The 26,945-nt window shown below is 68.6% G+C and carries 28 protein-coding genes, 1 tRNA gene and 1 other RNA gene; 10 read left to right on the top strand and 20 right to left on the bottom strand.

The genetic code is table 11. From position 1 onward, the window contains the following. Positions 1–20 precede the first annotated feature (20 nt). Both ACT53O_RS05890 and ACT53O_RS05885 read right to left on the bottom strand, forming a co-directional pair. Positions 21–461: a GNAT family N-acetyltransferase gene (locus tag ACT53O_RS05890; protein ID WP_294980060.1), complete on the bottom strand. Its 441-nt coding sequence runs from the start codon at positions 459–461 to the stop codon at positions 21–23. A gap of 68 nt (positions 462–529) precedes the next feature. Continuing rightward, positions 530–2,041: an MFS transporter gene (locus tag ACT53O_RS05885; RefSeq protein ID WP_476151578.1), complete on the bottom strand. Its 1,512-nt coding sequence runs from the start codon at positions 2,039–2,041 to the stop codon at positions 530–532. 82 nt (positions 2,042–2,123) lie between these two features. Here ACT53O_RS05885 and ACT53O_RS05880 point away from each other — a divergent pair, with 82 nt between their 5' ends. Next, positions 2,124–2,750: a TetR/AcrR family transcriptional regulator gene (locus ACT53O_RS05880; RefSeq protein WP_036321944.1), complete on the top strand. Its 627-nt coding sequence runs from the start codon at positions 2,124–2,126 to the stop codon at positions 2,748–2,750. Positions 2,751–2,779: 29 nt separating this feature from the next. Here the strand turns inward: ACT53O_RS05880 and ACT53O_RS05875 are convergent, their stop codons facing one another. From ACT53O_RS05875 to ACT53O_RS05865, 3 genes are read right to left on the bottom strand one after another with little or no spacing between them, the layout of a single operon-like run. Beyond that, positions 2,780–3,964: an acetyl-CoA C-acyltransferase gene (locus tag ACT53O_RS05875; RefSeq protein WP_294980066.1), complete on the bottom strand. Its 1,185-nt coding sequence runs from the start codon at positions 3,962–3,964 to the stop codon at positions 2,780–2,782. Next, positions 3,961–4,614 (bottom strand): CoA transferase subunit B, encoded by a 654-nt coding sequence (locus ACT53O_RS05870; RefSeq protein WP_476151577.1) that lies wholly within the window; start codon positions 4,612–4,614, stop codon positions 3,961–3,963. Before ACT53O_RS05870 ends, ACT53O_RS05875 begins: the two co-directional genes overlap by 4 nt. A 1-nt stretch (position 4,615) precedes the next feature. Continuing rightward, positions 4,616–5,416, bottom strand: coding sequence for a CoA transferase subunit A (locus tag ACT53O_RS05865; RefSeq protein ID WP_294980071.1), 801 nt, complete (start codon positions 5,414–5,416; stop codon positions 4,616–4,618). Between the two features lie 107 nt (positions 5,417–5,523). Between ACT53O_RS05865 and ACT53O_RS05860 the strand changes: the two genes are divergently transcribed. Beyond that, complete coding sequence (locus ACT53O_RS05860) at positions 5,524–6,312, top strand: IclR family transcriptional regulator (protein WP_135949095.1); 789 nt, start codon at positions 5,524–5,526, stop codon at positions 6,310–6,312. A 12-nt stretch (positions 6,313–6,324) separates the two neighbouring features. Here ACT53O_RS05860 and ACT53O_RS05855 read toward each other — a convergent pair whose 3' ends face one another. From ACT53O_RS05855 to ACT53O_RS05815, 9 genes are read right to left on the bottom strand one after another with little or no spacing between them, the layout of a single operon-like run. Then, positions 6,325–7,239 (bottom strand): alpha/beta fold hydrolase, encoded by a 915-nt coding sequence (locus ACT53O_RS05855; protein ID WP_347417247.1) that lies wholly within the window; start codon positions 7,237–7,239, stop codon positions 6,325–6,327. Next, positions 7,236–7,988 (bottom strand): 3-hydroxybutyrate dehydrogenase, encoded by a 753-nt coding sequence (locus tag ACT53O_RS05850; RefSeq protein ID WP_135949093.1) that lies wholly within the window; start codon positions 7,986–7,988, stop codon positions 7,236–7,238. The genes ACT53O_RS05855 and ACT53O_RS05850 overlap by 4 nt, the downstream gene beginning before the upstream one ends. Beyond that, entirely contained in the window at positions 7,981–8,658 is a 678-nt protein-coding gene (locus ACT53O_RS05845; protein WP_112931338.1) for a TetR/AcrR family transcriptional regulator, read from the bottom strand. The genes ACT53O_RS05850 and ACT53O_RS05845 overlap by 8 nt, the downstream gene beginning before the upstream one ends. Further along, on the bottom strand, positions 8,645–10,219 hold the full coding sequence (locus ACT53O_RS05840; protein ID WP_295817034.1) for a class I adenylate-forming enzyme family protein: 1,575 nt from the start codon (positions 10,217–10,219) through the stop codon (positions 8,645–8,647). The genes ACT53O_RS05845 and ACT53O_RS05840 overlap by 14 nt, the downstream gene beginning before the upstream one ends. Positions 10,220–10,241: 22 nt before the next feature. Beyond that, positions 10,242–11,396: a branched-chain amino acid ABC transporter permease gene (locus ACT53O_RS05835; protein ID WP_476151576.1), complete on the bottom strand. Its 1,155-nt coding sequence runs from the start codon at positions 11,394–11,396 to the stop codon at positions 10,242–10,244. Next, positions 11,393–12,268, bottom strand: a complete 876-nt coding sequence (locus ACT53O_RS05830; protein ID WP_135949090.1) for a branched-chain amino acid ABC transporter permease — start codon at positions 12,266–12,268, stop codon at positions 11,393–11,395. The genes ACT53O_RS05835 and ACT53O_RS05830 overlap by 4 nt, the downstream gene beginning before the upstream one ends. Then, on the bottom strand, positions 12,265–12,975 hold the full coding sequence (locus ACT53O_RS05825) for an ABC transporter ATP-binding protein (RefSeq protein ID WP_036318848.1): 711 nt from the start codon (positions 12,973–12,975) through the stop codon (positions 12,265–12,267). Before ACT53O_RS05825 ends, ACT53O_RS05830 begins: the two co-directional genes overlap by 4 nt. Continuing rightward, on the bottom strand, positions 12,972–13,760 hold the full coding sequence (locus tag ACT53O_RS05820) for an ABC transporter ATP-binding protein (RefSeq protein ID WP_036318846.1): 789 nt from the start codon (positions 13,758–13,760) through the stop codon (positions 12,972–12,974). The genes ACT53O_RS05825 and ACT53O_RS05820 overlap by 4 nt, the downstream gene beginning before the upstream one ends. 36 nt (positions 13,761–13,796) lie before the next feature. Then, entirely contained in the window at positions 13,797–15,005 is a 1,209-nt protein-coding gene (locus tag ACT53O_RS05815; protein ID WP_476151575.1) for a substrate-binding domain-containing protein, read from the bottom strand. Between the two features lie 152 nt (positions 15,006–15,157). Between ACT53O_RS05815 and ACT53O_RS05810 the strand changes: the two genes are divergently transcribed. Both ACT53O_RS05810 and ACT53O_RS05805 read left to right on the top strand, forming a co-directional pair. Next, positions 15,158–15,589, top strand: a complete 432-nt coding sequence (locus tag ACT53O_RS05810) for a MarR family winged helix-turn-helix transcriptional regulator (protein ID WP_476151574.1) — start codon at positions 15,158–15,160, stop codon at positions 15,587–15,589. After that, on the top strand, positions 15,586–16,821 hold the full coding sequence (locus ACT53O_RS05805) for an MFS transporter (RefSeq protein ID WP_036318182.1): 1,236 nt from the start codon (positions 15,586–15,588) through the stop codon (positions 16,819–16,821). Before ACT53O_RS05810 ends, ACT53O_RS05805 begins: the two co-directional genes overlap by 4 nt. Positions 16,822–16,907: 86 nt before the next feature. On the opposite strand, the gene ACT53O_RS05800 is transcribed toward ACT53O_RS05805, so the two are convergent. Continuing rightward, positions 16,908–16,983 (bottom strand) — tRNA-Lys (locus ACT53O_RS05800). Positions 16,984–17,098: 115 nt separating this feature from the next. Here ACT53O_RS05800 and ACT53O_RS05795 point away from each other — a divergent pair. The 3 genes from ACT53O_RS05795 (at position 17,099) to ACT53O_RS05785 (ending at position 20,013) form a co-directional block, all read left to right on the top strand. Next, a complete protein-coding gene (locus tag ACT53O_RS05795) occupies positions 17,099–17,938 on the top strand; it encodes an inositol monophosphatase family protein (protein ID WP_476151573.1) in 840 nt (279 codons plus the stop codon). Positions 17,939–17,956: 18 nt separating this feature from the next. Then, the gene (locus tag ACT53O_RS05790; RefSeq protein WP_476151572.1) at positions 17,957–18,553 is read left to right on the top strand and encodes a nitrate ABC transporter substrate-binding protein; all 597 of its coding nucleotides are present in this window, start codon (positions 17,957–17,959) and stop codon (positions 18,551–18,553) included. Positions 18,554–18,762: 209 nt separating this feature from the next. Then, complete coding sequence (locus ACT53O_RS05785; protein WP_476151571.1) at positions 18,763–20,013, top strand: tyrosine-protein phosphatase; 1,251 nt, start codon at positions 18,763–18,765, stop codon at positions 20,011–20,013. 68 nt (positions 20,014–20,081) lie between these two features. Here the strand turns inward: ACT53O_RS05785 and ssrA are convergent. Then, positions 20,082–20,451: a transfer-messenger RNA gene (gene ssrA / locus ACT53O_RS05780) on the bottom strand. 100 nt (positions 20,452–20,551) lie between these two features. Here ssrA and ACT53O_RS05775 point away from each other — a divergent pair. After that, on the top strand, positions 20,552–21,217 hold the full coding sequence (locus ACT53O_RS05775) for an SIMPL domain-containing protein (protein ID WP_476151570.1): 666 nt from the start codon (positions 20,552–20,554) through the stop codon (positions 21,215–21,217). Between the two features lie 124 nt (positions 21,218–21,341). On the opposite strand, the gene smpB is transcribed toward ACT53O_RS05775, so the two are convergent. The 3 genes from smpB to ftsE form a co-directional block, all read right to left on the bottom strand. Beyond that, entirely contained in the window at positions 21,342–21,818 is a 477-nt protein-coding gene (gene smpB / locus ACT53O_RS05770; RefSeq protein ID WP_039415660.1) for an SsrA-binding protein SmpB, read from the bottom strand. A gap of 80 nt (positions 21,819–21,898) precedes the next feature. Further along, the gene (gene ftsX, locus ACT53O_RS05765; RefSeq protein ID WP_476151569.1) at positions 21,899–22,813 is read right to left on the bottom strand and encodes a permease-like cell division protein FtsX; all 915 of its coding nucleotides are present in this window, start codon (positions 22,811–22,813) and stop codon (positions 21,899–21,901) included. Beyond that, positions 22,810–23,925 (bottom strand): cell division ATP-binding protein FtsE, encoded by a 1,116-nt coding sequence (gene ftsE, locus ACT53O_RS05760; protein WP_294979785.1) that lies wholly within the window; start codon positions 23,923–23,925, stop codon positions 22,810–22,812. The genes ftsX and ftsE overlap by 4 nt, the downstream gene beginning before the upstream one ends. Before the next feature lie 85 nt (positions 23,926–24,010). Here ftsE and ACT53O_RS05755 point away from each other — a divergent pair, with 85 nt between their 5' ends. After that, positions 24,011–24,484: an alpha/beta fold hydrolase gene (locus tag ACT53O_RS05755; protein ID WP_476151568.1), complete on the top strand. Its 474-nt coding sequence runs from the start codon at positions 24,011–24,013 to the stop codon at positions 24,482–24,484. On the opposite strand, the gene prfB is transcribed toward ACT53O_RS05755, so the two are convergent. Next, on the bottom strand, positions 24,485–25,597 hold the full coding sequence (gene prfB, locus ACT53O_RS05750; RefSeq protein ID WP_036288717.1) for a peptide chain release factor 2: 1,113 nt from the start codon (positions 25,595–25,597) through the stop codon (positions 24,485–24,487). A gap of 73 nt (positions 25,598–25,670) precedes the next feature. Between prfB and ACT53O_RS05745 the strand changes: the two genes are divergently transcribed. Further along, entirely contained in the window at positions 25,671–26,921 is a 1,251-nt protein-coding gene (locus ACT53O_RS05745; RefSeq protein ID WP_112932861.1) for an MFS transporter, read from the top strand. Positions 26,922–26,945: the final 24 nt, after the last annotated feature.

Raw genomic sequence — 26,945 nt, 5'->3', positions numbered from 1 at the left:
TCGAGAGCTGAGACGCGCGTTCAGAGCCCGATCTCGTAATGCACGAAGCCGGTGTCGGTTGCGACCCGGTCGTAGAGAGCGCGCGCTGTCGCATTGTCCTTCTGCGTCAGCCAGTAGACCTTGACCGCGCCGGCGGCGCCGGCCTGCGCGCGCACGTGAGCGATGAGTGCGCCGCCGATACCGCCGCCGCGCGCGTCCGGTGACACGAAGAGATCCTCGAGGTAGCAGTACGGACCGCTCGCCCACGTGGACGGGTGGAACAGCCAGTGGACGATGCCGACCGCGCGGCCCTCGTCATCGCGCGCAATGGCCCCGTGCAGCTCGACCCCGGCGACGAGACGACGGTAGACGTCGTCGGTCACCTCTTCGGCGAGATCGCTTTCGTAGAACGTCAGGTAGCCGGACCACAGGTCAGCCCATTCCTCGCGGTCGGTCGCGCTCAGCGCAGTGATCGTCACCATGCACCGAGGCTACCGCGCACGGCCTCGCCGCCCGACCGGCTGATGCGGTCGCGCGGCGAGGACCTCGCTCAGTGGGCGAGCACGGGCTCGCCCGTGGTGTCGACCGAGGTGGTCGCGACATCCGCGGCCCGACGAACGGACGCTTTGCGCCGGAATCCGAGGGCGGCCACCACCGCGCCGAGTGCGAATGCCCCGGCCCCCCACCAGTACGCCGTCGCGTAGCTGTGCAGAGCGGCATCGGCCAGAACCTGCGGCGTGGCCGGAGCGTGCGCCGCGACGAAGTCGGCGGCCGCCGTCGCTGCGAGGGTGTTCAGCAATGCCGTGCCGATCGAGCCGCCGACCTGCTGCGAGGTGTTGACCATCGCCGACGCGACACCGGCGAATTCGCGATCGACACCGAGCGTCGCGGTCTGGATCGACGGGGGCATGATCGATCCCATGCCGAGCCCGAGCAGCATCAGCGCAGGCAGGAGGTCGACGAGGTACTGGCTGGACGCGTCGAGCCGCGTCAGCAGCACCATGCCGACGGCCGCGAGTGTCATACCGATCGGCACCATGACCTTCGGGCCGAAGCGCGGCAGGAAGATGTTGGTCGACAGCTGCGCGCTGAGCACGAGCATGGCGATCATCGGCAGGAACGACAGACCGGTCTGGATCGGCGAGTACCCCAGCGTGGTCTGCAGGTAGTAGGTGACGAACAGGAAGATCCCGAACATCCCCGCACCGGCGATGAGGATCGAGCTGTACGCCGACGCCCGGTTGCGATCGCGGACGATCCGCAGCGGCAGCAGAGGATGTTCGGCGCGCTGCTGCCACAGCACGAAGGCGATGAGCAGAACGCCCGCGGCAGTGAGCGTCCCCCAGGTGATGGGCGCGCCCCAGCCGTCGGTCTCGGCTCGTGAGAAGCCGAACACGAGAGAGAACAGGGCTGCGGAGACGAGGATCGTGCCCGGCACGTCGAGCTTCGGACGGGGACCGGTGCGGGCGACCGTGTGCACGAAGAAGATCGCCCCGATGACGGCGACGACCGCGATGACGTCGTTGATGTAGAGGTTCCAGCGCCAGCTGAGGTCCTCGGTCAGGATGCCGCCGAGCAGGAGGCCGATGGCGCCGCCGGCGCCCGCGATCGCGCCGAAGACGCCGAAGGCACGACCCCGCTCCTTGGGGGCGGTGAAGGTCGTCGTCAGCACGGCGAGTGCGGTGGGAGCCAGCAGTGCACCGAACGCGCCCTGCAGTGCGCGAGCGACGACGAGCAGCCCGAAGGACCCCGCCATCCCGCCGAGCGCCGATGCGAGCGCGAACCCGACGAGTCCGATGATGAAGGCGCGCTTGCGTCCGATGAGATCCGACAGACGGCCGCCGAGCAGCAGGAGTGAGCCGAAGGCCAACGAGTACGCGGTGATGATCCACTGCCGGTCGCCGACCGAGAACTGCAGATCGGCCTGCGCCGCCGGCAGCGCGATGTTCACGACGGTCGCGTCCAGGACGACCATCAGCTGTGCCAGCGCGACGACACCGAGTGTCAGCCAGCGCCGGCCGGAGGGCGCCGCCGCAGCGGCTTCGGGTGAGGGTGAGGTCATGCGGGAGATTTTATACGACACTCGCGAGTTCCGAAACCAACCAGTTCCTGAACATGCCGGTTCCTGAACTAGACTGTTTCCCATGACGGATACCACCCTCGCCGATGAGGACGTCGATCCCACCCCCAAGCTGGGTCGCAAGCGCGATCACTCCCGCGACCCCGAGATCCTCGCCGCTGCTCTCGACATCCTCGCCGAGAAGGGATACGAGCGCATGACCGTCGATATGGTCGCCGCACGTGCGCGTGCGGGCAAGGCCACGCTCTACCGACGGTGGCCCTCCAAGGCGGAGCTGGTCATCGACGCCGTCGCCTGCATGAAGAGCTCTTCCCACGCCGATCTTCCGGACACGGGATCGCTGCGCGGTGACCTGGTCGCGAACATCAAGGCTCCCGTCATGAAGGACGGGGAGCGGAAACTGCGCATCATGGCGGGAATGGTCTCGCTGATGTCGGAGTCCCCCGAGTTCGCGGATGCCGCGCGCGCCGCCATCGTCGAGCCGAGGGCGGCCGCGCTGCGTGTGCTGATCCAACGCGCCATCGATCGCGGCGAGGTCGCCCGCGACGTCGACCTCGCGCTGCTCTCGCAGGTGATCCCGTCGATGACCGCCTACCGCACTCTCATGCTCGGCAGACCCGTCGACCGCGACTTCGTCATCTCCCTCGTCGACGACGTGCTCCTGCCCGCGCTCGGTCTGCGCGCGGGCTGACCTGCAGCCCGCTACCCGACCGGGGCGGCTCAGCGCGTCAGGATCAGTGCCTCCCCTTGACCGCCGCCGCCACAGAGGCCGACGGCCGCCGTTCCCGAACCGCGGCGTACGAGCTCGTGCACGGCGTGCACGACCAGACGTGCGCCGGACGCTCCGATCGGATGACCCAGGGCGATGCCTCCCCCGTGCACATTCACGACGTCCTCGCCGATTCCCAGCTCGCGCTGCGAGTGGGCGACGACAGCCCCGAACGCTTCGTTGATCTCGACGAGATCGAGATCGGATGCCGCAAGGTGCTGCCGCTGCAGAGCCTGAGCGATCGCTCGCGCCGGCTGCGCGTGCAGGGAGTTGTCCGGACCCGCGACCTGACCCGCGGCTCCGACGACGGCCAGCACCGGCCACCCGTTCTCATCTGCGTGCGCGCGCGTCGTCAGGACGACGGCAGCAGCACCGTCGGAGATCTGCGAGGCGTTGCCGGCGGTGATGGAGCCGTCGGCGGAGAACGCGGGGCGAAGCCCCGCCAGGGTCAGTTCGGTCGTGTCCGCACGGATGCCCTCGTCGCTCGTCACGGTGACCGCCGCTCCGCGGCGCTGCGGGACCTCCACGGGCACGATCTCCGCGTCGAAGACGCCGGCATCCCGTGCCGCTGCCGCGCGCTGGTGCGAGAGGGCAGCGACATGGTCCTGCTGCTCACGCGTCACCTCGTATCGCGGGTTGAGGCGCTCCGTCGATGCGCCCATGCTCTCGCGGTCGTAGGCGTCGGTGAGGCCGTCGTAGGCCATGTGGTCCAGCACCTCCACCGAGCCGTAGCTCCATCCGTCGCGCGAGCCCATGAGCAGGTGCGGGGCGCGCGTCATCGACTCCATACCGCCGGCCACGACCACGGTCGCATCGCCCGACGCGATCATCCGCTTCGCGTCGATGATGGCCGTGAGCCCCGACAGGCACACCTTGTTGACACCGGATGCCGGGACGTCCCATCCGAGCCCGCCGGCCAGCGCGGCCTGGCGCGCGGGGTTCTGTCCCGATCCCGCGGGCAGCACCTGCCCCATGATGACCGCGTCGACGGCATCCGCGGGGATCGCGCCCGCCGCCAGTGCCCCCGCGATCGCGAGGCCACCCAGCTGCGGGGCGGTGAAAGCGGCCAGCTGGCCTTTGAGTCGCCCCTGCGGGGTGCGGGCGGCAGCGACGATGACGATGTCGGCGGTGCTCATGCGATCTCCTTGAGCTTCTCGGCGATGATCAGAGGGGGTTCCGAGGCGGCGAGGACCTCGTCGACGCTGACGCCCGGAGCGGTCTCGACGAGAACGAGTCCTCGGTCGGTGACGTCGATGACGGCCAGGTCGGTGATGATGCGGTCCACCACTCCGCGCCCGGTCAGCGGCAACGTGCACTGATGGACGATCTTGGCCGAGCCGTCACGGGCGACGTGTTCCATCAGCACGATCACACGGGCGGCACCGTGCACCAGGTCCATGGCGCCGCCGGGACCCTTCACCATCTTTCCCGGGATCATCCAGTTCGCAAGGTCGCCCGACGCCGAGACCTGCATCGCTCCGAGGATCGCGGCGTCGATCTTGCCACCGCGGATCATTCCGAAGCTCAGCGCGGAGTCGAAGAACGAGGCGCCCGGAAGCACGGTCACGGTCTCCTTGCCCGCGTTGATCAGGTCGGGATCGACCTGCTCCTCGGTGGGGTACGGGCCGACGCCCAGGATGCCGTTCTCGGACTGCAGCACGACGGTGACGCCGTCGGGCACGAAGTTCGGCACCAGGGTCGGCAGGCCGATACCGAGGTTCACGTACGAGCCGTCCGTGAGTTCGGCGGCCGCGCGGGCGGCCATCTCGTTGCGGGTCAATGCCATGTCAGGCTCCTTCGGGAAATGTCCGTGCGGCCGCGTCCGACACGGTGACGGTGCGCCGTTCGATCCGCTTCTCGATGTCGCTGCCCACCTCGACGATGCGATGCACGTAGATGCCCGGCAGGTGGATGCTGTCCGGGTCGAGGTCGCCCGGCGCGACGAGCTCTTCGACTTGCGCGATGCAGACGCGGCCCGCCATCGCGGCGAGCGGATTGAAGTTGCGTGCCGCGCGGTGGAAGACGAGATTGCCGTGCGTGTCGCCCTGGGCGGCGTGGACGAGCGCGAAGTCGGTCACGATCGCCTCTTCGAGCACGTAGTCGCGCTTCTCACCCGTCACCTCGAAGGCGCGGACGTCTTTCTGCGGCGACGCGACAGCCACACCCCCCGCGCCGTCGTAGGCGCGAGGCAGTCCCCCTTCGGCCACCTGCGTACCGACCCCCGTCTGCGTATAGAACGCCGCGATCCCGGCGCCGCCGGCACGCAGCTTCTCCGCGAGAGTCCCCTGCGGGGTGAGCTCGAGCTCGAGCTCGCCGGAGAGGAACTGGCGCTCGAACTCCTTGTTCTCGCCGACGTACGACGAGGTCATCTTGCGGATGCGCTTGGCATTCAGCAGTACACCGAGCCCCCAGTCGTCGACACCGCAGTTGTTGGACACCACCGACAGTTCGCTCGTGCCCTGAGCGAGCAGTGCCTGGATGAGTGCGATGGGGTTGCCGGACAGGCCGAACCCGCCGACGGCGAGCGACGCGCCGTCCGGGATGTCGGCCACGGCTGCGGCCGCGGACGGATAGGTCTTGTCGATCACGAATCACTCCTTTGTCATCGCGTGTGCCCTCCCATCCTCCGCCCCGTCGGCGCGGTCCGCACCTCGCGGCTTGCCATGTGGATGCCGCGTCGCCTACTGTCCACATCATGGACACCTCGCGACGCACCGTGCCCGGCGCCCAGTCCGTCGCCCGCGCAGCAGCTCTGTTGCGATTGGTGACGTCCGCGGGCGCAGACGGCGTGTCGGTCGCCGAGATCGCGCGCCGGGCGGATCTCACCCGACCCACGGTGCACCGTTTGCTGTCCGCGCTGCGTCACGAAGGTCTCGTCGATCAGGACGAGAAGTCGGGGGCCTGGGTGCCCGGGCCCGAGCTCTATCTCATGGGAACGGTCGCGGCATCCCGGTACGACATCACGGCGATCGCGCGCGACATCGTGCGGTCGCTGGCGGTCCGCACGGAGGAGAGCGCGTTCCTGTCCGTGCGCCGCGGCGACGAGACGGTCTGTCTCATCCGCGAGGACGGCGCCTTCCCCATCCGCTCGTTCGTGCTGTCGGAGGGCGTGCGCTTCCCCCTCGGCGTCGCCTCGGCCGGGCTGGCCATCCTGGCCTTTCTTCCTCCTCACGATGTGGACGCCTACTTCGATCGCCATCCCGACCTCAGCGAGCGCCACGGCGCCCCGCACGCCGAACCACGTCTGCGGGCGCGGCTGCGCGAGACGCAGGCGCGCGGCTACGCCCTCAATCCGGGCCTCATCGTCGAAGGCAGCTTCGGTCTGGGAGCCGCCGTGTTCACGCGCTCCGGCCATCCGCAATGGGCACTGAGCCTGACGGGCGTGGAGTTCCGCTTCACGCCGGAGCGCATCCCGGAGCTCGGCCGGACACTGCTCGCCCACGCACACCAACTGACGACCCGCGTGGCCGCGGGTGCCCGCTGAGCGCAACAGAAGCTAGGCGGCCGGAAGCCGCGGAACGGAAGCCCCGAGCTGCTCCTCCACGAGCGCCGCCAACCTGTCTGCTCCGGCGCGCGAGAGCACCACCGTGTAGTGATTGAACTCGGGCCACGCGACGTGCGCCACCGAAGGGTACGCCCGCAGTTGCGCCGCCAGGTGCGCCGGTGGATAGAGTCCGGGGGTCTCGTCCTGTAGGCCGCGCGGCACCGTCACCAGTGTCGAGGGCGTCGTGAGAGCGCCGAGCGCATCCGCAACCGTCGAGCGCGTGTTCATGTCGACGGTGTCCTCGAGCGTCGTCGCATAGCTCGTCGCCGGTCGATACGAACCGTCCGGCTCGGGCTCGAGATCGTAGGCCAGGTAGTGTTCCAGCTCGCTCGACCAGTCGTCAGCGAATGCGGGGTGTCCTCGCCAGAACGAGAGGTACGCGTCGACGGTGGCGAACCTCTTCGACAGCCGCTCGGCCGTCGGGCCCAGGATGGCAGCGACGAGCTCGTCCGGCGAGAGCCCCTCTGGCGCGGCCAGCGGGAGGCCTCCGTCGACGAGGAGGAGTCGTCGAGCGAGCTCCGGATGCCGATCTGCGAAGACCACCGAGACGAACGCGCCCATCGAGTGCGCGACCACCAGATCGGGCACGACCTCGAGTGCGCGACAGACGAGGGCGAGGTCATCGGCGTGAACAGCCATGCCGGCGGGTCCCGTCAGCCGGTTGCTCCGTCCGCGTCCGCGCAGGTCGGGCGCGACGATCCGCACTCCCGGCAGCGCCGCGGCCAGCAGCTCCCACGCGAGGTGCGACGACGTCACTCCGTGGACGGCGAGGATCGTGGGGGCACCAGACTCGGCATCCCACACCCCCACCCTCAGCCGCCCCCCGGGAACGTCCACGTCGACGGCGCGCGCGGTACGGGTGCTCATCGTGCCGTCCACCCGCCGTCCATCGTGTAGCTGGCGCCCGTGACCATGCCGGCGTCGTCGCCGGCGAGCCACGCGGCCAGTGAGGCGACCTCGTGCGGCTCGATCAGGCGTTTGATCACCGACTCGGTGAGCATGACCTTCTCGACCACCTCGTCCTCGCCGATGCCGTGGACGCGCGCCTGGTCGGCGATCTGCTTCTCGACCAGTGGCGTGCGCACGTAGGCCGGGTTGATGCAGTTGCTGGTCACCCCATGAGCGCCGCCCTCCAGCGCCGTGACCTTCGACAGCCCTTCCAGCGCGTGCTTCGCCGTCACGTACGCCGACTTGTAGGCGCTCGCGCGCAGACCGTGGGCGCTGGAGATGTTGATGATCCGCCCCCAGCCCCGCTCGTACATCCCGGGCAGAACGGCGCGGATGAGGAGGAAGGGCGATTCGACCATGAGTCGCTGCATGAAACGGAACCGCTCCGGCGAGAACGTCTCCAGGGGCGCGACCGTCTGCACGCCCGCGTTGTTGAGGAGGATGTCGGCGTGCAGCGACAGCTCGTCGAGCGCGACCGTGTCGGACAGGTCCACGACCCAGGCCTCTCCCCCCACGCGGTCGGCAGCGCGCTGGGCGGCTTCACCGTTGAAGTCCGCGATCACGACGTGTGCGCCACGGCGCGCGAACTCTTCCGCGCAGGCAAGCCCGATACCACTGGCACCGCCAGTGATCACCGCGCGACGACCCGAGAGTTCCTGTTCACTCATGCCTTGATCCCTTCTCGGTGCGCACCGCGAGCGCGTTGCGGATGAAGCGCATCATGCCGTCGATGATCTCGTCGCCGATCGCGGCCGGCGGACGGCCTTCCTCATCGCGCTCCCACAGCAGGAAGCGCATGCCGATGAGTTCCCCGGCCCCCATGAGGGCCCACGCCGTGACCTCGGGATCCAGGGCGGTGTCGACATCGCCCGACGCCTGGGCGGCGCGCAGACCGGCTTCGTAGCCCTCCACGATGCGGGTGTAGTGCAGACGCAGCATCTCGGGAGAGACGAACTCGGCCTCACGCACCACGCGGTACAGGGCGGGATGGGCCGCCGTGAACCGGAAGAAGCCTTCGAAGCCGGCACGCTCCGCGTCGATGCGGTTGTCGGTGTCGGCCATCGCCTGCGCCATCGCGTGACGCACGCGACGGTTGAGGTCGACGACGAGCTCCTCGAAGATCTGCTGCTTGCTGTCGAAGTAGAGATAGAACGTCCCCAGTCCGACTCCCGCGCGCTCGGTGATCTTCACGATCGACGCCTCGTGATAGCCGAGGTCGGCGAAGACCTCCTCTGCGGCCTCGAGGAGTTTGCGACGTGTGGCTTCGCCGCGCTTGGTCAAGGGTTTGCCGGCTGCGGAGAAAGCCGCTTCGGGCTCGAACTGCTCAACTGTGCTCATGAGCACTTCCTCTCACCAGGTCGGCGGCCCACGCGCGCAATCGCGCACGAGCCAGTTTCTCGATCGTGGACCGTGGCAGGTCATCGACGAAGACGACGCGCACGGGGACCTTGAAACCCGCGAGCTCCGACCGCGCGTGGGCGAGCACCTCGTCGGCACCCAGCGCGGCGCCGTCTTCTCTCACGATGAAAGCGACACCGCGCTCGCCCCACACATCATCGGGAACACCGACCACGGCCGCATCGGCGACGCCGGGATGCAGCAGGAGCGCGCGCTCGACCTCCGCGGGCGCGACGTTCTCGCCGCCGGAGATGAAGATGTCCTTCATCCTGTCGACGATGCGGAAGATGCCTTCGGCGTCGCGGTGCACGATGTCACCGGTGCGCAACCACGCCCCCGATCGGACTCGGGAGGTCGCCTCCTCGTCGTGGAGGTATCCCGCGAACACGCTCGGTCCCCGCACCCACAACTCACCTGTCGCCTCCCCGTCGAGAACGAGCTCGCTCTCGGGATCGACGATCCGTACGTCGACGTGCGGATACGGGCGCCCCACCGCTCCGGGGTTCTCACGCGCTTCGGATGCCGGCAGGCACAGCACGTTCGGCGCCGCCTCGGTCAAGCCGTACCCCTGGCTCAGCGGTACCCCGGCATCCGCCCACCGCTGGGCCAGAGTCGGCGGGATCGTCGCACCGCCCACCAGGGCCTGCCGAACGCTCCCGACACCACGCGCCGTGAAATCGGGATCATCGGCCAGCATCCGGTACTGCGTGGGAACTCCCATCATCGCCGTCACGCCGCGTTCTCGGATCAGCTGCAGCGCCCGTCGAGGCTGGAAGGAACGCTCCAGGACGACGGTGGCGCCGACCCACCAGGCGAGGAGCGGCTGACAGTTCCACGCGGCGACGTGGAACTGCGGCAGCACGGCGAGCACGACGTCATCGGCGGTGAGCTGGGCCACTCCGGCGAGAGCGAGGTTGTTCCAGAAGCAGTTCGCATGCGTGAGCACGACGCCTTTGGGCGCCGCCTCGCTGCCGGAGGTGTAGATGACGAGGAGAGGGTCGTCGTCGCGCACAGCGCGGCCGGCCGTGGCTGGCGCCGATGATCGTCCGGCGCCCGCTCGGGCCGGCACCGCCGATTCGATGCCGGTGGTGCCCAGCAGGGTGATCGGTGGCGATGAGGACAGACGTGCGAAGGCATCGGTGGCGATGGCGAGATACTCGTCCTCGATGGCCACGAGTGCCGGTTCCGCATGGCGCAGCATCTCGGCGAGTTCGCGCGATGACAGGCGCCACGACAGGGGAACCATCGCCACTCCCGCCTTCGCGCATGCGAAGAACACCACGACGTGATCGATCGAGTTGCCGGTGATGGTCGCCAGACGATCTCCGGGTCCGTATCCCGCACGCCGCAGCGACAGCGCGAGCTCGTGTGCGCGGGCCTCCAGGTCGCCGTAGCCGATCCGGACACCGCGGTCGTCGATCGCCGTCCGGCCGGCGGCAGAGACGGCCCGGTCACGCAGCCAGCGACCGATCGTGTGCGCTCCGTCCGACTCGCCCCTCACGCGAGCCCCTCCACCCGTGACCTCATGCCCGCACCTCGGCATCCACGCCCCGCGCGCCGCCCGTGGTCTCGTCCGCATCGTCGATCTGACGCAACTGCGAACGGGTGCGCTCACCACGACGTCGGCGGACCGCGGTGTCGATCGTGCCCGCGATGCCGCCCGGCAGGAACATGACCACCAGGATGAACAGCACCCCGAGCAGGAACAGCGGCTCCGACAGCGGGATGCGCAGCGCGTCGGGGAGATCCTGGATCCACGGCGAGCGTGCGAGAACCGTCAACCGCTGATCGAGGATCGTGTAGAGCACACCACCCACGATGGCACCCCACCGGAACCCGACGCCACCGAGAACCACCATCACGAGCACGGTGATCGTGAGATCGGCGCCGACGGTGCTGGGCTGGGTTCCCGATTGCAGCAGCATGTAGGCGATGCCGGCGAGCGAGGCGCAGAGAGCGGCGAGGACGAAGACGAGAAGCTTCGCGGTGTACGGCCGCAACCCCAGCACCTGGACGCGCAGTTCGTTCTCGCGTGCCGCTTGTGCGAGATGTCCGAGCCGCGAGCGGTCCACCCAGAGCACCACCAGGTACACCACCACCAGCACGACGAGAGTCAGCCAGTACAGATTGCGGGTGTTCGACACACCCACCAGCCACGAGGGCACCTGGTCGACGGGCAGCCGCAGTCCCTCCTCACCACCGGTGATGTCCTGATTGCGACGCACCAGCACCGACCCGGCCTGCGCGAATGCCAGCGTCACCATCGCGAAGGGGATGCCGGAGACGCGCATCGAAATGGCGCCCGTGAATGCGGGGATGACGAGCCCACCGACGAGAGCGATGAGAGCACCGGGCCACAGCGGCACCCCGAAGAACTTCAGCGCGAGCCCGAGTCCGTACGCGCCGACACCGAAGTACAAAGCGTGGCCGAAGGACAGCATCCCGGAGGTGCCCAGCAGCAGGTTGTACGAGAGGGCGAGCGCGGCGAAGACCATGCAGAGCGAAAGCAGAGCGAGCGAGCCCGGTGTGTACGTCGCCCCCGGCAGGATGCCGGGGATCGAGATGTTCAGCAGCGGCAACACGGCCATGACGACGACGAGGACGGCACCGACGACGAAGGGGATGAAGGCCCCGGTGCGGCCCGGCACGAGGGTGGGAACTCCGGTAGTGACGGTCATGCTTTCCTCCCCATGAGCCCGGTGGGTCGCACCAGGAGCACGACGGCCAGCAGCACGACCACGATGAAGTCGCCCGTGCCGCTGAGGTAGACGTTGGCGAACTGCTGCAGCACCGCGACGAGCACCGACGCGATCGCGGCCCCCGTGAGCGAGCCGAGGCCGCCGATGACGGTCACGATGAAGGCGAAGATGAGCAGCGTCGCGCCGAGGTGAGCCGACACGAACGTCGTGTAGTGCATGGCGAGCACCCCGCCGATGCCGGCCGCCGCACCGCCGATCGCGAACACGAGTGTGAAGCTGCGGCGCACGTCGATGCCGAGCGCGGTCACCATGGCGCGGTTCTCGACACCGGCGCGGATGATCATTCCGTACCGCGTCTTCTTCAAGAACAGCACGAGTGCGACGAGCACGAGCGCAGCGGCGATCATCAGCACCCAATAGGTGTTGGGGATGCGCGCTCCGAGGACGTCCGTGGTCTCCTTCAGCCAGGCGGGACCGGCGATGTTGACGGCATCCGTTCCCCAGATGCCCTCGAACAGGGCGACGGCCGCGAAGGAGAGTCCGACGGTCACGAGAACCTGCTCGATGTGGCGTTCGTAGAGCGGTCGGATGAGCACCAGCTCGGTGAGCGTCGCGAACACCGCACCGACGATGGCGCCGACGAGGATCGAGACGAGGAACGATCCCCACGATGCCGTTCCCAGCGCCTGCGCCACCTGCCACCCGATGAATGCACTGAGGGTGAGGAAGGCGCCGTGCGCGAAGTTGAGCACGTGCATGAGCCCGTAGATCAGGCTCAGCCCCGATGCGACGAGGAAGTAAAGTGCTCCGAGGCCGACACCGGTGAGAAGGATGAGGACGATGCTGCTCATGAGTGCACCTCCGCGCTGACGCCCAGCAGTCGCGTGGTCAGCGCGTCATCGTCGAGGATCTGGCGCGCGCTGCCGGTGTGGACCACGCGTCCTCCGGCGATCACGATCGCATCGTCGGCCAGGGTCCGTACGACGTCGAGATTCTGTTCTACGAGCAGGATGGGCACGATCTTGGCAGCCTCCTGCAGGGCTCGCGCGACGTCGTCGACGATCTTCGGAGCGAGTCCCTTGGTGGGCTCGTCGACCAAGAGGATGCGGTTCTCATTGAGCAGCGCTCGCGCAACCGACACCATCTGCTGCTGTCCGCCGGAGAGCGTGCCGGCGAGCTGTGATCGCCGGGCCATGAGGTCGGGAAAGAGCTCGGCGACGAAATCACGGCGCGGCTTTCGGTCGCGCTCCGCGAGGGCCAGATTCTCGGCGACGGTCAGGCCGGCGAACACCTCGCGGTCTTCGGGGACATAGCCGACGCCGCGCTGGACGATGCGATGGGTGGGAAGGGCGTCGATCCGCTCACCCGCGAGCACGACCCGACCCCGACGAGAGATGAGACCGAGGACCCCGCGCATGGTCGAGGTCTTGCCGACCCCGTTACGGCCGAGGACGGCCGTGATGCCCGTTGCCGGCACCTCGAACGAGACGTCTTCGACGACCTGCTGACCCGCGATGGATGCCGACAGGTGCGTCACGGTGAGGATCGGTGCGCTCATGCGGCCGACTCTCCCGCCGGATGCAGACCTCGGCCGAGGTAGGCGCTCTGCACGAGAGGGTTCTCCATGATCTGCGCGGGCGAGTCGAAGGCGATGATCGACCCGGAGTACATGACGGCGACCTTCTGGACGAAGCCCATGAGCACGTCGATGTGGTGTTCGACCATCAACACCGTGCACCCGGTCGCTTCCTGCATCTCGCGGATCGTGTCCACGAGTCCCGCGACGTCGCCGGAGGCGACCCCCGCCATCGGCTCGTCGAGCAGCACGATCTTCGCCTCGGTGGCGAGCAGCACGGCGATCTCCAGCTTGCGCTTGTCGCCGTGGGAGATGTCGCCGGCCGCCGTGTCGAGTTTGTGGGTCAGCCCGACCTTGACGAGCTGATCCAGGGCGAGCTCGGTCGCGGCATCCGTCCTGCGGGGAAAGCGCAGCAGAGAGAAGCTGCCACCGAGACCGACCTGGGCGGCAAGACGCACGTTCTCGAGGACGCTGAGTCGCGGAAAGAGGCTGGAGGTCTGAAAGGTGCGCCCCAGCCCCGTCCGCGCTCGCTGTGCGATCGACGCGCGGGTGATGTCGACACCGTCCATCACGATGCGACCTGCGGTCGGCCGTGCGACGCCGGAGATCACATTGAACAGCGTGGTCTTGCCGGCGCCGTTCGGCCCGATCACGCCGACGATGCTGCCGGGCGCGACATCCAGGTCGACGTCTTTCAGGATGGTCGCTCCGCCGATCTGCAGGCCGAGGCCGTCGATCAGGAGTGCGGACGGGACGGGGGTGCTCATGCGGCTTCGCCTCGCTTTCGGATGCCGTCTCGCCGACTACTTCTTCGCCGGGGCGACCTGGTCTGCCGGCACGGTGTCGACGAGCTCGGGCGTGAAGCTGCCGCCGTTCGCGACGAGCTTGACCTGATACATGTCCTGGATCAGGGCGTGGTCGCCGGCGCGTACGGTGAGCGAGCCCTTCGGGCCCTGGAAAGTGTAGTTCTCGAGGCTCTTGGCCATGGCCTCGACGTCGCCCTTTCCTGCCTTGACGGCCTGCACGACCATCAGCGCCGCGTTGAAGCCGTCGGGAGTGAAGAGGTCGGGCGTTCCACCCGCCTTGGTGACGGCGTCGATCATCTTGGTGTTCACCTCGTTGTCCGGCGCCCCGGGGAAGTAGTAGTTCAGGAACTTGATCTTCTCGGAAGCGGCTCCATACGCCCCGAACGTCGCCGAGTCGCCGAGCCCCGTGACCACCGGCACGGCGTCCAACACGCCCTGCTGGCTCATGGACTGCCACATGGCGCCCGATGTGGCACCTGCCCAGGCGACGAAGACGAGGTCAGGCTTGGCCGCCAGCACCTGCTGGGCGAACGGCGTGAACTCGGTGACGTCCTCGGCGACCAGCACGCTGTTCACCGTGGCTCCCTTCGCCCCGAGGATCGCCGTCACGGCGGCCTCGTTGCCCTTGCCGAAGGCGTTGTTCTGGGCGAACACCGTGACGGTCTTGCCCTGGAGGTCTCCGAGGAAGGTGCCCGCCGTGGCGACGTCCTGCGCGGACTGACGACCGCTGCGGAACGTGTAGGGGTTGACACCGGTGAGTGCATCCGCAGCGGCCGGTCCCGAGATGAAGAGGACCTTGTTCTGCCCCGCCTGCTCGGCGACCGCGGCGGCGACACCCGAAGAGGCGCTGCCGGCCAGGATGTTCACCCCTTGTCCGATGAGCTCCTTCGCCACGCCGACGGCCGTGTCGGGGTCGCCCGCGTCGTCGCGGTAGTCGACGGTGATCTTGGTGCCGTTCACCTCATTGGAGCCGTCAGTGGCGTAGTCGAGACCTGCTTTGAAGCCGTCGAGATACTGCTTGCCGTAGCTGGCGAGCGGGCCCGTCTCGCTCGTCACCACCCCGACAGTGACGTCCGCGGGCCCGCCACCGGCGGTCGCCGCTCCACCGGTCGTCGCGTCCTGCGGCGCGCACGCCGACAGTGCGAGAGCCGTCGTCGCGACGACGGCCACAAAACTCGCGTGGAGCAACTTCTTCGTAACCCGCATGTGCGTACCTTTCACCATTGGAAGGAATACCTGAGAACTGATTCAGGTACTGCAATCATCTTCAGGCGACGGCGCGTTGTCAAACCTCACCCCCGACGGGACGGTCACGATCCCATAACCCCTTTTACATACTGCCGGTATATACTCTTGGTATGCATCATTCCGACGACATTCTGCGACTGCTGCTCGGCGCGCACGCCCTGACACGGGTGGCCGCGCTGGACACCCGCACCGAAGCCCCCTCCGCCCAATGGCGCACGCTCGTGCTCCTGCGCGACCACGGCCCGCTGCGCATCGGCGACCTGGCGACGCTTTCGCGCGTCACGCAGCCCGGTATGACACGGCTGGTCGCACAGATGGCCGACGCCGGGCTCCTCGAGCGAACCGTCGATCCCGACGACTCGCGCGCGACCCTCGTCTCGGCGACGGATGCTGGGATGACGGCCCTCGAGGAGTGGCTGGGCGTTCTGAGCTCCGCGCTCGCGCCGCGCTTCGCCGACCTGGACGAGGATGAGTGGCGCACCATCCGCCGCGCCGCAGACATCGTCAACGCGCGCACTCGCGTCGCGGAGATGGCTCGATGAACAACGCCTCCACGTCCCACAAGGTCAGCATCTGGCGCCAGCCGGCGCAGGTCTGGGCGGTCGCCTTCGCGTGCGTCATCGCCTTCATGGGAATCGGCCTGGTCGATCCGATCCTGCCCGCCATCGCGGAGTCGCTGCAGGCGAGCCCCGTGGAGACCGAGCTGCTCTTCACGAGCTATCTCGTCGTCACCGGACTCGCGATGCTCGTCACGAGCTGGATCTCCTCCCGCATCGGCACGAAGGCGACCCTCCTCATCGGCCTCGGCCTCATCGTCGTGTTCGCACTGCTGTGCGCCGTGTCGGGAAGCGTCGATGCGGTCATCGGCTTCCGCGCCGGGTGGGGCCTCGGCAATGCCCTGTTCATCTCCACCGCACTGGCCACGATCGTGGGTGCAGCATCCGGCGGCAGCGCGGCGGCGATCATCCTCTACGAGGCGGCCCTCGGACTGGGCATCGCGATCGGCCCGCTGCTGGGCGGCATCCTGGGCGAGCTCAGCTGGCGCGGGCCGTTCTTCGGCGTCGTGGCGCTGATGGCGATCGCCTTCGTGGCGGTGCTCGTTCTGCTGCGTGGCGGCGAGGAGAAGCGGACGCCGGTGAAGCTGTCCGCCCCCTTCCAGGCGCTTCGCCAGCCCGCGTTGGCGGTGCTCGCGATCGCGGCCCTCTTCTACAACATCGGCTTCTTCGTCCTGTTGGCCTTCTCGCCGTTTCCGCTCGGCTTCGGTGCGATGGGCATCGGCCTGACCTTCTTCGGCTGGGGCGTGGCCCTCGCGATCACGAGCGTGTGGATCGCCCCGATCCTGCTGCGCCGACTGTCGCGCAGTACGGCGATGCTCATCGTGCTTCCCCTGCTCGCGATCGACCTCTTCGCGGCCGCGGTCGTGGTGGGATCCGCCGCGGGACTGGTGATCTGCATCATCGTCGGCGGTCTGCTGCTGGGGCTCATGAACACGATCCTCACGGAGTCGGTGATGGAGGCGACCGACCTGCCTCGATCGGTGGCATCGTCGGCGTACTCCGCCGTCCGCTTCCTCGGCGGGGCGGCCGCTCCCCCGATCGCCGCCGCTCTGTGGCACGCGTTCAACGCCTCCGTACCGTTCGTGTTCGCCGGTATCTCCGTATTGGTGTCGGCCGCGACGATCCTGATCGGGCGACGGGCGCTCGCGCGCATCGACGCACACGATGCGGATGCCGCGGAGGAGGCCGCCGCGGTACTCGTGGGCGACGCGGCGTAGGCCGTCCTCCGAGCTGCGTGCGGCGAGGCCGGCAGCAACGAAGAAGGCCCGGACCGTGATCACTCACGGTCCGGGCCTTCGCTTGGTGGTGCACCCCCTGGGACTCGAACCCAGAACCCACTGATTAAGAGTCAGTTGCTCTGCCGATTGAGCTAGAGGTGCGTTCCGTTGGCCGCCGAATCTCTCGAGAAGATCACTGGCGAACCGAGGGACAACGTTACCATCCCGAACGTCACACCGCGAATCGAGGCCCCGCGCGACCCCTATCCTTGAGGGTGTGACCTCCCCCGCCCCCGCGTCCGCCTGGAGCGCGCCCTTCGACGGCGACCTGACCGACGATCTCCGGCTCGCGCTGCGCCTCGCCGATGCGGCGGATGCCGTGACGATGGCACGCTTCGATGCCGCCGATCTCGACGTCCAGGTGAAGGCCGATGCCTCCCACGTCACGGAGGCCGATCTCGCCACCGAGCGTGTGCTGCGGGAGCTGTTGTCCGCCGAACGCGCCGGCGACGGCATCCTGGGCGAGGAGTACGGCACGTCGGGTGACGCGGCCCGGCAGTGGATCATCGATCCGATCGACGGCACGGCCAACTACCTCAAGGGCATCCCGATGTGGACGACCCTCATCGCCCTCGCCATCGACGGCGTACCCCGCGTCGGGGTGGCCAGCCAGCCGGCCCTCGGGCGGCGCTGGTGGGCGGCATCCGGTCACGGCGCCTGGACCAACACTCCGGACGGCGGCGCGCGTCGCCTCGGTGTGTCGAACGTCGACGCGATCGCCGAGGCCAGCGTGAGCTTCCAGTCGCTCGCGCAATGGGACGACGTCGGCCGCGCCGACGATCTGCTGCGCCTCAGCCGCGCAGTCTGGCGCGACCGCGGCTACGGCGACACCTGGCCGTACATGCTCCTCGCTGAGGGGCGACTCGAGTTCGTGGCGGAGTTCGGCGTCAAGGAGTACGACATCGCCGCCCTCGTGCCGATCGTCCACGAAGCCGGCGGCAGGTTCACCGACATCGACGGAGCCGACTCGCTGTCGTCGCGCTCGTCGCTCGCGACCAACGGACGTCTTCATCGCGACTTCCTCTCCCTCCTCGGCGCTTCGCCCGCCATCTCCTGACCGATCGGACCCCCGCCGATGACACGTGCACGCTTCGCACCCCTCGCGCTGTCCACCGTCGCCCTCGCAACGGCTCTTCTGCTGAGCGGTTGCACGTCAGCCGCACCCTCGGCCGATCCGACCCCTACCGGCAACGCCGTATCACCCACGCCGACCGAGGCGCTGCCCGGGCCGACGCCGGACGCCTCGCCGACGACGGGCGGCGCCGTGACCTGCGACAGCATGATCGTCTCCGACACCCTCGCCGAGTTCAAGAGCAAGGGATGGACAGCCAAGCAGACGCCCTTCACGTTCGAAACCCAGCCGCCGAGCGAACCGATCGACGGTGGACTGATCTGCACCTGGGCGAACTACTCGGTCGCATCGGGCAACCTCATCGAGTTCGGCTGGGCACCCATCAGCACCGCCGACGCCGAGACGGTGGCCGCACAGCTCGAGAAGGAGGGCTGGCGCCGCGAGCCGGCCGATTCGGGCTTCTACATCACGCAGGACCCGTCGCGCGTGATCACCGTGGATGACAAGGGATACGGCATGACGTACCAGTTCGGCGACGGCTGGGTCGCTGTATCGGACACGAAGCAGAACTTGCTGCTCATGCCGGTCACCGCCGGCTGACGCGCCGACCGCTCCTCGGGAGCACCCCTCTCAGCGCGTCCACAACCGACGCTCACGAGATCCATCAGCCGACGTCAGTCGCGATTCACGCCCCGTTGCCGTGCGCGCCGCGCACGGCCCGCAGTCTGGGTGATCGCCGCCCCTTCCCCGCTACCTGATCGGTGCGGGCGAAGGCGGATGACATCTCCCTCTCGACTGTAAGGAAAATCGTGATCTCGCACCGCACCCGACGCGGATTCATCGACCGACTCGGCGCAACCACCCTCGTCGCCGCCGCCGTCGTCTGCTCCATCGGCTTCGGCGCCACCAGCGCCAGCGCCGCCGACGCCGCCAGCCAGCCCCCGCTGACGGCGAAGGACCACGCCATCACCGACGTCCCCGGCCTCGTCAACGGCCGCGAACTCGGATCGTTCACCGGGCTGGGCGGCCAGGTGGTCAACGCGCCGCGCGTACTGCGCACCGAGTCGCTCGACAAGATCACCAGCGACGGCGCCACGACCCTGGCGACGAAGTACCATGTGAACCTCGTCATCGACCTGCGCACGGCCACGCAGATCGCTGCGAAGCCCGACGTGCCGGTCCCCGGCGCAAAGTCGGTGAACATCTCCATGTTCGGCGCCGACGGCAACTACCCCGACGACACCGTGATGTACCACGACCTGGTCGACAAGGGCTACAACGGCCCGAATGATCGCGGCCCCATGATCACGGCCTACGCGCAGATCCTCCGCCTCATCGCCCAGGACACGACCGGCACCGTCCTCATCCACTGCTCGCACGGCATGGACCGCACCGGGACCGTGATGGACCTCCTGTACAACATCCTCGGCGTGAGCGCGTCCGACATCCTGCACGACTACCTGCTGTCGAACACGCAGCTGGGCGTGACCTGGGCGACCCCCCAACTACTACAGGGGACGTTCGAGGCAGATGTGACCTCGAAGTACGGCGGTGTCGACGCGTACCTGCGCAAGACCATCGGCCTCACCGAGCAGGACGTCGCCGCGCTGCGCACGAACCTGCTCGTCTCGAACGACGCGTCCGCCTCGTCGATCACCGTCGACGGCGTCTCCGTCCCCCTGGATGCCGCGACCAGCACGGCCGGCACGACCATCACCGACCCGCAGACTGCGATCGCTGCCGGGGACGTGACGGTGACCACCACGAACCCGAATGCCGCAGCGGCCGTCAGCGTCTCGGGCCGCACCGTCACGGTCACGGTCACCGCTCAGGACGGCACCACCGTCGAGCGTTACGTCGTGAACGCGGCCCTGCCCGCGGCGGCGAGCGGCACCTCGACGCCCGTCGCGGCCGCGGCGGCCGCGACGACCAGGGCGACACTGCCGGAGACCGGTGGCGACGACACCGCCGCGCTGCTCGTCGGCGGCATCGGCGCGGCACTGGTGCTGGCCGGAGGCATCCTGCTCGCGCGCCGTCGCACGAAGCGCACGGCGGACTGACACCCGCAGACGGCGAAGGCCCCGGCATCCATGATCGGATGCCGGGGCCTTCGCCGGTGACAGTGGCGTCGTGGAGCTGGGGGGAATCGAACCCCCGTCCAACGCTGGGATACTGCGTCTTCTCCGGGCGCAGTCTGTGAAGACGTTCTGCTCGGCTCCGACCTTTGTCACAGACACCTAAGTCGACGAGCCCAGCCTGGGAAGAGTCCCGCGTGACGTCCAGGCGCCGTCACGCAGCAAGACCCCTAGATGACGCCAGGGTCCGTGGCGGGGTCACACACGGTCTGACGGACTATCGGGCTCGCTTAGGCAGCGAGGGCGAAGTCAGTGCGCTTGGATTCGGCACTTATAGGTTCGCAGAGATCGTTAACGAGATAACCCTGCATCCTCGGCCCGCTTCTCGCAGATTCACAGACGCTGTCGAAACCGATCAGCCCCGTGTGCGTCACGGCGACGTGCCGTGCGGCGAATGAGCCACTGTCACGCTGTGGAGTTGTCTCTCGGTTGCCGTCGGCACCCGAGCATTACAGTTTACCCCATGAGCGAGGTCACGATCACCGTCCGCGGCGAGAGCCACACCCGAGTGCTGCCCGAGCGCGCCGTTGCGCACGTGACGGCATCCGCCGACGGACCCGAGCGCGCCGCCGTCGTCTCGCGGGTCGCCGGCCTCTCGGAGCCGGTCCGCAGCCACCTCGCCACGCTCGCAACGGCGGGCACGATCTCGGACTGGTCGAGTCAACGCATGTCGGTGTGGGCCGACCGGCCGTGGAACAACGAGGGCCGCCAGCTGGACCTCGTCCATCACGCGTCGGTGGAGCTGACCGCGACCTTCACCGACACGGTTGCTCTGTCGGACTGGGTCAATGAGATCGCCGGAACCGACGGGCTACAGGTGGGAGCTGTGGAGTGGCAGCTCACGCCCGAGACGCGCGCGCGTGTCGAGCGCGACGTCGCCACGGACGCCGTCGCCGTCGCGGTCGAGCGGGCCTCGGCCTATGCCGCGGCGATCGGACGACGCGAGGTCGTCCCGGTCGAGATCGCCGACCTGGGGCTGCTGGGCGCGGCATCCTCCCCCGGTCCCGCGCCGCGGGTGATGGCGAAGGCCGCCGGCATGGCCGAGTTCGATCGGGCCGCCGCCGTCGAGTTCCGGCCCGACGAGATCGTCGTGTCGGCAGGAGTCGAGGCCCGCTTCATCGCACGCTAGGTCTCGTCAGTTCGCGCCGCCTGCGGCGCACGGCATCCCTTCGAGTCCGCAGAATCACCCCTCCTCCGCATCCCGTCACGCTGTCGGCTGCGGAGTTCGTCACATTCTGCGGAGATCGTGCGTTCTACTCGCCGCGGAGGTTGCGGCTGCGCATCGCCCGCTCGGCCTCGCGCTTGTCTTCGCGCTCGCGGATCGTCTGCCGCTTCTCGTACTCGCGCTTGCCCTTGGCGATCGCGATCTCGACCTTCGCTCGCCCGTCGGAGAAGTAGAGCTTCAACGGAACCAACGTGTACCCGCCGGCGCTGACGGCGTGCGACAGCTTGACGATCTCGTCCTTGTGCAGCAGCAGCTTGCGTGTGCGCTTGGAGGCGTGATTGGTCCAGTGCCCCTGCGAGTACTCCGGGATGTGCACGGCATCGAGGTAGGCCTGGCCCCCGTCGATGTAGGCGTATCCGTCCGACAGGTTGGCCCGGCCCTGACGCAAAGACTTCACCTCGGTACCCGTGAGCACGAGGCCCGCTTCGTACGTCTTCTCGATGGTGTAGTCGTGGTGCGCGCGACGGTTGGTCGCGACGACCTTCTCCCCGCGTTCCCTGGGCATGGTTGATCCTCTGTGGTGGATGGCGTTGTTCCGCCGACGAACGACGGGATGCCGCGGACACGGCAGCCCGTCAGTCTATCTCACGCCCGCAGCCACCGGCGGATCGCGAAGCTCGCCGACAACGCCGCTAGCACCAGGCCGATGACGATGATGACCGGGATGACGATGGCGGCATCACCCATGTCGATCCAATCGGTGATGAAGCTCACGCGGCCCTTCAGGTACTCCCCCACGCCGAAGTGCACACCCACGACGATCGCGGCGCCCGCCATGAGCGATCCGATGAACGCCGCGAAGACGCCTTCGAGCACGAACGGCGTCTGGATGAAGCGGTTCGAGGCGCCGACCAGTCGCATGATGCCCACCTCCCGCCGTCGCGCGTACGCGGACAGCCGGATGGTGGTCGCGATCAAGAGCACGGCCGCGATCAGCATCAGCGCGGCGATTCCGACGGCGATGTAGGTGGCGATCGTGAGGGCGGAGAACAGCGGCTCGAGATACTGCAGCTGGTTCTTCACCTCCTCCACACCGGCCATCCCGTTGAACGCCTCAGTGATGACGTCGGCCTTCTCGGGATCGATGAGCCCGACGAAGTAGGTGTCACCGAGCTGCGCTGGCGTCACATAGTCCTTGTACTCGTCGCCGTAGAGCTTCAGCAGGTTCTGGTACGCCTCATCGGACGACTCGAACCGCACATCCCGAACGACTCCGCCCAGCGCGGAGCTCGACAGCCGCTGCGAGACCTGATCGATCTGCTCCTGCGTCGCGGCGCCGTCGGCACACGTCGTGGCCGTGGAATCCTCGCGGCACATGATCACCGAGACCTGCGCACGCTCGGACCAGTAGTCGCGCATCTTGCCGATCTGCATCTGCATCAGCATCGCGGCACCGACGAACGTCAGCGAGACGAACGTCACGAGCACGACGGAGATCACCATCGACGCGTTGCGACGCAGCCCGGTGAGCGCCTCGCCGAGAATCAGCTGCATCCTCATGAGGTGGGTCCCACTTCGTCGTTCTCGTCGGCTTCGCGGCCGCGGCGGTCGGCGACCCCGAGTTTGCCGAGGTCGATGTCACCCACGCCCAGCTCGCCGAGGTCGACCTCGGGGGCGGCGATGGTGATCGGACGCGTGAGCGGCACCGGCTCCGTCGTCGCCGGCAGCGGCGCGGGGCGCTGCATGGCCGGTCTCGGCGACGCGTCCGCCGCCCGGTCGGCAGGCGTCGTGGCTGCAGGCGCGGGAGCGGCCGGGCGTGTGAGGGGCGGGGATGCCGCGGCATCCGGCGCCGTCGAAGCGGTCGGCGGGGCGGGGACGGGCTCGACGGGAGCTTCCGCGATCTCGCGCTGCAGTTCGAGCACCGCGGTCAGTGCGGCCGTTGCTGCCGCGCCGCGTTCCATCTGCGGTTGCAGCGAGGGCAGCGATGACGTGTCGCCGTAGCCGCCGTGGCGGTCGTCGCGCACCATCACACCGCCGCGCAGCTCGATGACGCGGCGCTTCATCTGATCGACGAAGCCGGCCTCGTGGGTGGCCATGACCACCGTCGTGCCACCGGCGTTGATGCGGGCGAGCAGCTGCATGATGTCGATGGAGGTCGCCGGGTCGAGGTTTCCGGTGGGCTCGTCGGCGAGCAGGATCTGCGGCCGGTTGACGATCGCCCGCGCGATCGCGACGCGCTGCTGCTCGCCACCCGACAGCTCGTGCGGCAGGCGCTTCTGCTTTCCGTCCAAGCCGACGAGAGCGAGCGCTTCGGGCACGGCCTGCTGGATGAAGGCGCGGGATGCGCCGATGACCTGCAGCGTGAAGGCGACGTTCTGGAACACCGTCTTGTTGGGCAGCAGACGGAAGTCCTGGAAGACCGACCCGATGTGCCGACGGAAGTACGGAACCTTGCGTGTCGAGAGGGTCTTGAGGTCGCGACCGAGCACGACGACGCGCCCCTCGCTGGGACCGTCCTCCCGCAGGATCAGGCGCAGACAGGAGGACTTTCCCGAGCCGGAGGCGCCCACGAGGAAGACGAACTCCCCGCGCTGCACCTCGAAGTCGACGTCGCTCAGCGCCGGCTTGCTGGTCCCTCGGTACTTCTTGGTGACGTGCTCGAACCGGATCATGACTCGATGAGCCTACGTCGCCCCTCTGCGGATGCCGGGTGCGACACTCGCCGCGTGTCGACTGCACTCCCGATAGCGTGGCCGGGTGCGCATGCTCGATCGCCGGCATCGGCGAGAGCGCGACCGCGCGGCGATACCCGGACCGCATCGCGTCCCCGGCGCTGATCACTCCGCCGGCGACCTGGCTGTGCGGATCGCCATCCGACGCCGCGGCCATCGGCGCCGCCCGCACCGAGCCCGACGTGGTTTCCGCAATCGTCGCGCTGGGCGAGGACACCGCGACCACCGACGCCGACGTCGTCGAGCAGTTCCGGCGGCATGCGCGTGGTTCCACGACATTCCGGCCGATGCGGCCGAGCGCATCCGCTCGGCGTCTCTTCCACCCACGACGATCGTCGCCGGCGACGCCGACCTGCTCACCGGCGTTCGACCGGTTGCCGACGACGCCGCAGCACTCGGAGCCGACCTCGTCTGGCTCGCCGCCTGCGGGCACTACCCCTGGGTCGAACAGCCCACCGCGTTCCGCGACGCCATCACGGGATGGCTGGGCCGCGACTGATCAGTCGTCGTCGTCCTTGCGCTTGCGCCACCGGATGCCGGCGGCGATGAGGCCGTCGAGGTCGCCATCGAAGACGACGGCGGGGTTGCCGACCTCGTAGCCGGTGCGGAGATCCTTGACGAGCTGCTGTCCGTAGAGGAAGTAGGAACGCATCTGGTCGCCCCAGCTGGCCGTGATGGTACCGGCGAGCTCCTTCTTCTTCGCGGCCTCCTCTTCGCGCTTGAGCAGCAGCAGACGCGTCTGGAGCACGCGCATGGCCGCAGCGCGGTTCTGGATCTGGCTCTTCTCGTTCTGCATCGAGACGACGAGGCCTGTCGGCAGGTGGGTGATGCGCACCGCGGAGTCGGTCGTGTTGACCGACTGACCGCCCGGGCCCGACGAGCGGAACACGTCGACGCGGATGTCACTTTCGGGAACCTCGACCTCGACGGCCTCTTCGAGCGCGGGGATGACCTCGACCGCGGCGAACGACGTCTGGCGCTTGTCCGCGCCGCCGAACGGGCTGATGCGCGCCAGTCGGTGCGTGCCGGCCTCGACCGACAGGGTGCCGTACGCGTAGGGGGCGTCGACCTCGAACGTGGCGGACTTGATGCCCGCTCCCTCCGCGTAGGAGGTGTCCATGACCTTCACGGAGTACTTGTGACGTTCCGCCCAACGCAGGTACATGCGCAGGAGCATCTCGGCGAAGTCGGTGGCGTCGTCGCCGCCCGCGCCGGAGCGGATCGTGACGACCGCGGGGCGGTCGTCGTACTCGCCGTCCAGCAGCGTCTGCACCTCGAGCTGGCCGATGACGTCCTGCAGGGCGGCGATCTCGCGGCGCGCCTCGGCCGCGGTGTCTTCGTCGTCCATCTCGTGCGCCAGCTCGACGAGCACATCGAGGTCGTCGAGGCGCTGCTCGACGTCGGTGACGCGCTTGAGGTCGGCCTGACGATGGCTGAGTGCGCTCGTGACCTTCTGCGCCTTCTCGACGTCGTCCCAGAGGTCGGGGGCACCGGCTTCGTCGGACAGGCGCGCGATCTCCGCACGCAGCCCCTCGACGTCGACCACCGCCTGGATGTCGGAGAAGGTGGAACGCAGGGCCTGGATGTCGGCGGAAGGATCGAAATCAAGCATGACACTCCAGACTAACGTGGATCGGGTGAGCTCCCGCATGCCAGATCCCGCGTCCGCGCCCGGCATGGGACCGATGCTCTGGCGCCTGGCACCCATGATCTACGGTCCGACCGTGCTCTTCGCTCTCGGCGAGGGGGCCGTCGTTCCGCTCTTCCCGGTGATCGCGGCGCAGCTGGGCGCCGACGTTCCGACCGCAGCACTCGTCGCCTCGGCACTCGTCGTCGGACAGCTCTGCGGCAACATCCCGGCGGGCTGGGCCGTGAGCCGCATCGGCGAGCGGATGACGATGATCGTCGGCGGGGTCCTCGCACTCGGCGGCGTCGCCGGGATGCTGTTCGCACCGAGCCTGCCGGTGCTGGCGGCCGCGGTGTTCCTCATCGGATTCTGCGCGGCCGCGTTCGGTCTGGCACGGCACTCGTTCATGACGACGCGGGTGCCGATCGCTTACCGGGCGCGGGCGCTGTCGCTGCTGGGCGGCACGTTCCGCCTCGGCATGTTCGTCGGGCCCTTCCTCGCCGCCGCCCTCATCGCGATCTTCGGCGATGAGCACTCGACGGTCTGGTTCTTCGGCGCGTGCCTGCTCGCCACGATCGCACTGCTCGTGTTCGGTCCCGACCCGGAGGATGCCGTGCCGGTCCCCCGCGTCACGCGCTCGTCCGGCGACTCGAGGCTCGCCGAAGACACCGGTGAGCCTGTCACCGGGTCGATCCCCGTCCCCGACCGGGTGGGTGTCTTCCGCACGATGTGGCGCTTCCGCGGGGTGCTGTCGCGGTTGGGGCTCGCGGCGGCATCCCTCTCGGCGGTGCGGTCGGCGCGTCAGGTTGTACTTCCGCTGTGGGGCGTGTCGATCGGGCTCGACGCGCAGACGATCGCGCTCGTCGTCGGCATCTCCGGCGCGATCGACTTCGCCCTTTTCTACGCGAGCGGCCAGGTGATGGACCGCTTCGGCCGCCTCTGGGCCGCGCTTCCCGCGATGGTGCTGATGGGGTCGGGTTTCCTCGCGCTCGCGTTCACGCACGACCTCTCGCAGGCGGCGATGTGGTTCGCCCTGTTCGCGGCGGTTCTGGGCGTGGGCAATGGTCTTTCCAGCGGCATCCTGCTCACGCTCGGCGCCGACGTCGCGCCGCAGGACGACCCGGCGGCCTTCCTCGGGTCGTGGCGGACGCTGACGGATGCCGGGGGCGCGATCGCTCCCCTGCTCGTCTCAGCCGTCGCCGCGGTCGTCTCCCTCTCGGTCGCCACCGGCGTCATCGGCGTGATCGGCCTCGCGGGGGCGGCCGGGTTCATCCGCTGGGTGCCGAGGTTCGTGCCGCGCACGCGGTGAGTGCGCGCCGATCACGGCTGCGGC

Source organism: Microbacterium sp. DMC48, assembly GCF_056313825.1.
This window is presented reverse-complemented; position numbering and strand designations above follow the sequence as displayed.

What these genes read in the sequence shown, in the direction of transcription:
- ACT53O_RS05745 (WP_112932861.1), top strand. Translation starts at nt 25,671, where the DNA reads ATGCTCTGGCGCCTGGCACCCATGATCTACGGTCCGACCGTGCTCTTC.
- ACT53O_RS05885 (WP_476151578.1), bottom strand. Translation starts at nt 2,041, where the DNA reads ATGACCTCACCCTCACCCGAAGCCGCTGCGGCGGCGCCCTCCGGCCGG.
- ACT53O_RS05775 (WP_476151570.1), top strand. Translation starts at nt 20,552, where the DNA reads ATGAGCGAGGTCACGATCACCGTCCGCGGCGAGAGCCACACCCGAGTG.
- ACT53O_RS05830 (WP_135949090.1), bottom strand. Translation starts at nt 12,268, where the DNA reads ATGAGCAGCATCGTCCTCATCCTTCTCACCGGTGTCGGCCTCGGAGCA.
- ACT53O_RS05870 (WP_476151577.1), bottom strand. Translation starts at nt 4,614, where the DNA reads ATGGCATTGACCCGCAACGAGATGGCCGCCCGCGCGGCCGCCGAACTC.
- ACT53O_RS05820 (WP_036318846.1), bottom strand. Translation starts at nt 13,760, where the DNA reads ATGAGCACCCCCGTCCCGTCCGCACTCCTGATCGACGGCCTCGGCCTG.
- ACT53O_RS05790 (WP_476151572.1), top strand. Translation starts at nt 17,957, where the DNA reads ATGACACGTGCACGCTTCGCACCCCTCGCGCTGTCCACCGTCGCCCTC.
- ACT53O_RS05860 (WP_135949095.1), top strand. Translation starts at nt 5,524, where the DNA reads ATGGACACCTCGCGACGCACCGTGCCCGGCGCCCAGTCCGTCGCCCGC.
- ACT53O_RS05835 (WP_476151576.1), bottom strand. Translation starts at nt 11,396, where the DNA reads ATGACCGTCACTACCGGAGTTCCCACCCTCGTGCCGGGCCGCACCGGG.
- ACT53O_RS05875 (WP_294980066.1), bottom strand. Translation starts at nt 3,964, where the DNA reads ATGAGCACCGCCGACATCGTCATCGTCGCTGCCGCCCGCACCCCGCAG.
- ACT53O_RS05815 (WP_476151575.1), bottom strand. Translation starts at nt 15,005, where the DNA reads ATGCGGGTTACGAAGAAGTTGCTCCACGCGAGTTTTGTGGCCGTCGTC.
- ACT53O_RS05825 (WP_036318848.1), bottom strand. Translation starts at nt 12,975, where the DNA reads ATGAGCGCACCGATCCTCACCGTGACGCACCTGTCGGCATCCATCGCG.
- ftsE (WP_294979785.1), bottom strand. Translation starts at nt 23,925, where the DNA reads ATGATCCGGTTCGAGCACGTCACCAAGAAGTACCGAGGGACCAGCAAG.
- smpB (WP_039415660.1), bottom strand. Translation starts at nt 21,818, where the DNA reads ATGCCCAGGGAACGCGGGGAGAAGGTCGTCGCGACCAACCGTCGCGCG.
- ACT53O_RS05810 (WP_476151574.1), top strand. Translation starts at nt 15,158, where the DNA reads ATGCATCATTCCGACGACATTCTGCGACTGCTGCTCGGCGCGCACGCC.
- ACT53O_RS05880 (WP_036321944.1), top strand. Translation starts at nt 2,124, where the DNA reads ATGACGGATACCACCCTCGCCGATGAGGACGTCGATCCCACCCCCAAG.
- ACT53O_RS05805 (WP_036318182.1), top strand. Translation starts at nt 15,586, where the DNA reads ATGAACAACGCCTCCACGTCCCACAAGGTCAGCATCTGGCGCCAGCCG.
- ACT53O_RS05890 (WP_294980060.1), bottom strand. Translation starts at nt 461, where the DNA reads ATGGTGACGATCACTGCGCTGAGCGCGACCGACCGCGAGGAATGGGCT.
- prfB (WP_036288717.1), bottom strand. Translation starts at nt 25,597, where the DNA reads ATGCTTGATTTCGATCCTTCCGCCGACATCCAGGCCCTGCGTTCCACC.
- ACT53O_RS05850 (WP_135949093.1), bottom strand. Translation starts at nt 7,988, where the DNA reads ATGAGTGAACAGGAACTCTCGGGTCGTCGCGCGGTGATCACTGGCGGT.
- ftsX (WP_476151569.1), bottom strand. Translation starts at nt 22,813, where the DNA reads ATGAGGATGCAGCTGATTCTCGGCGAGGCGCTCACCGGGCTGCGTCGC.
- ACT53O_RS05855 (WP_347417247.1), bottom strand. Translation starts at nt 7,239, where the DNA reads ATGAGCACCCGTACCGCGCGCGCCGTCGACGTGGACGTTCCCGGGGGG.
- ACT53O_RS05845 (WP_112931338.1), bottom strand. Translation starts at nt 8,658, where the DNA reads ATGAGCACAGTTGAGCAGTTCGAGCCCGAAGCGGCTTTCTCCGCAGCC.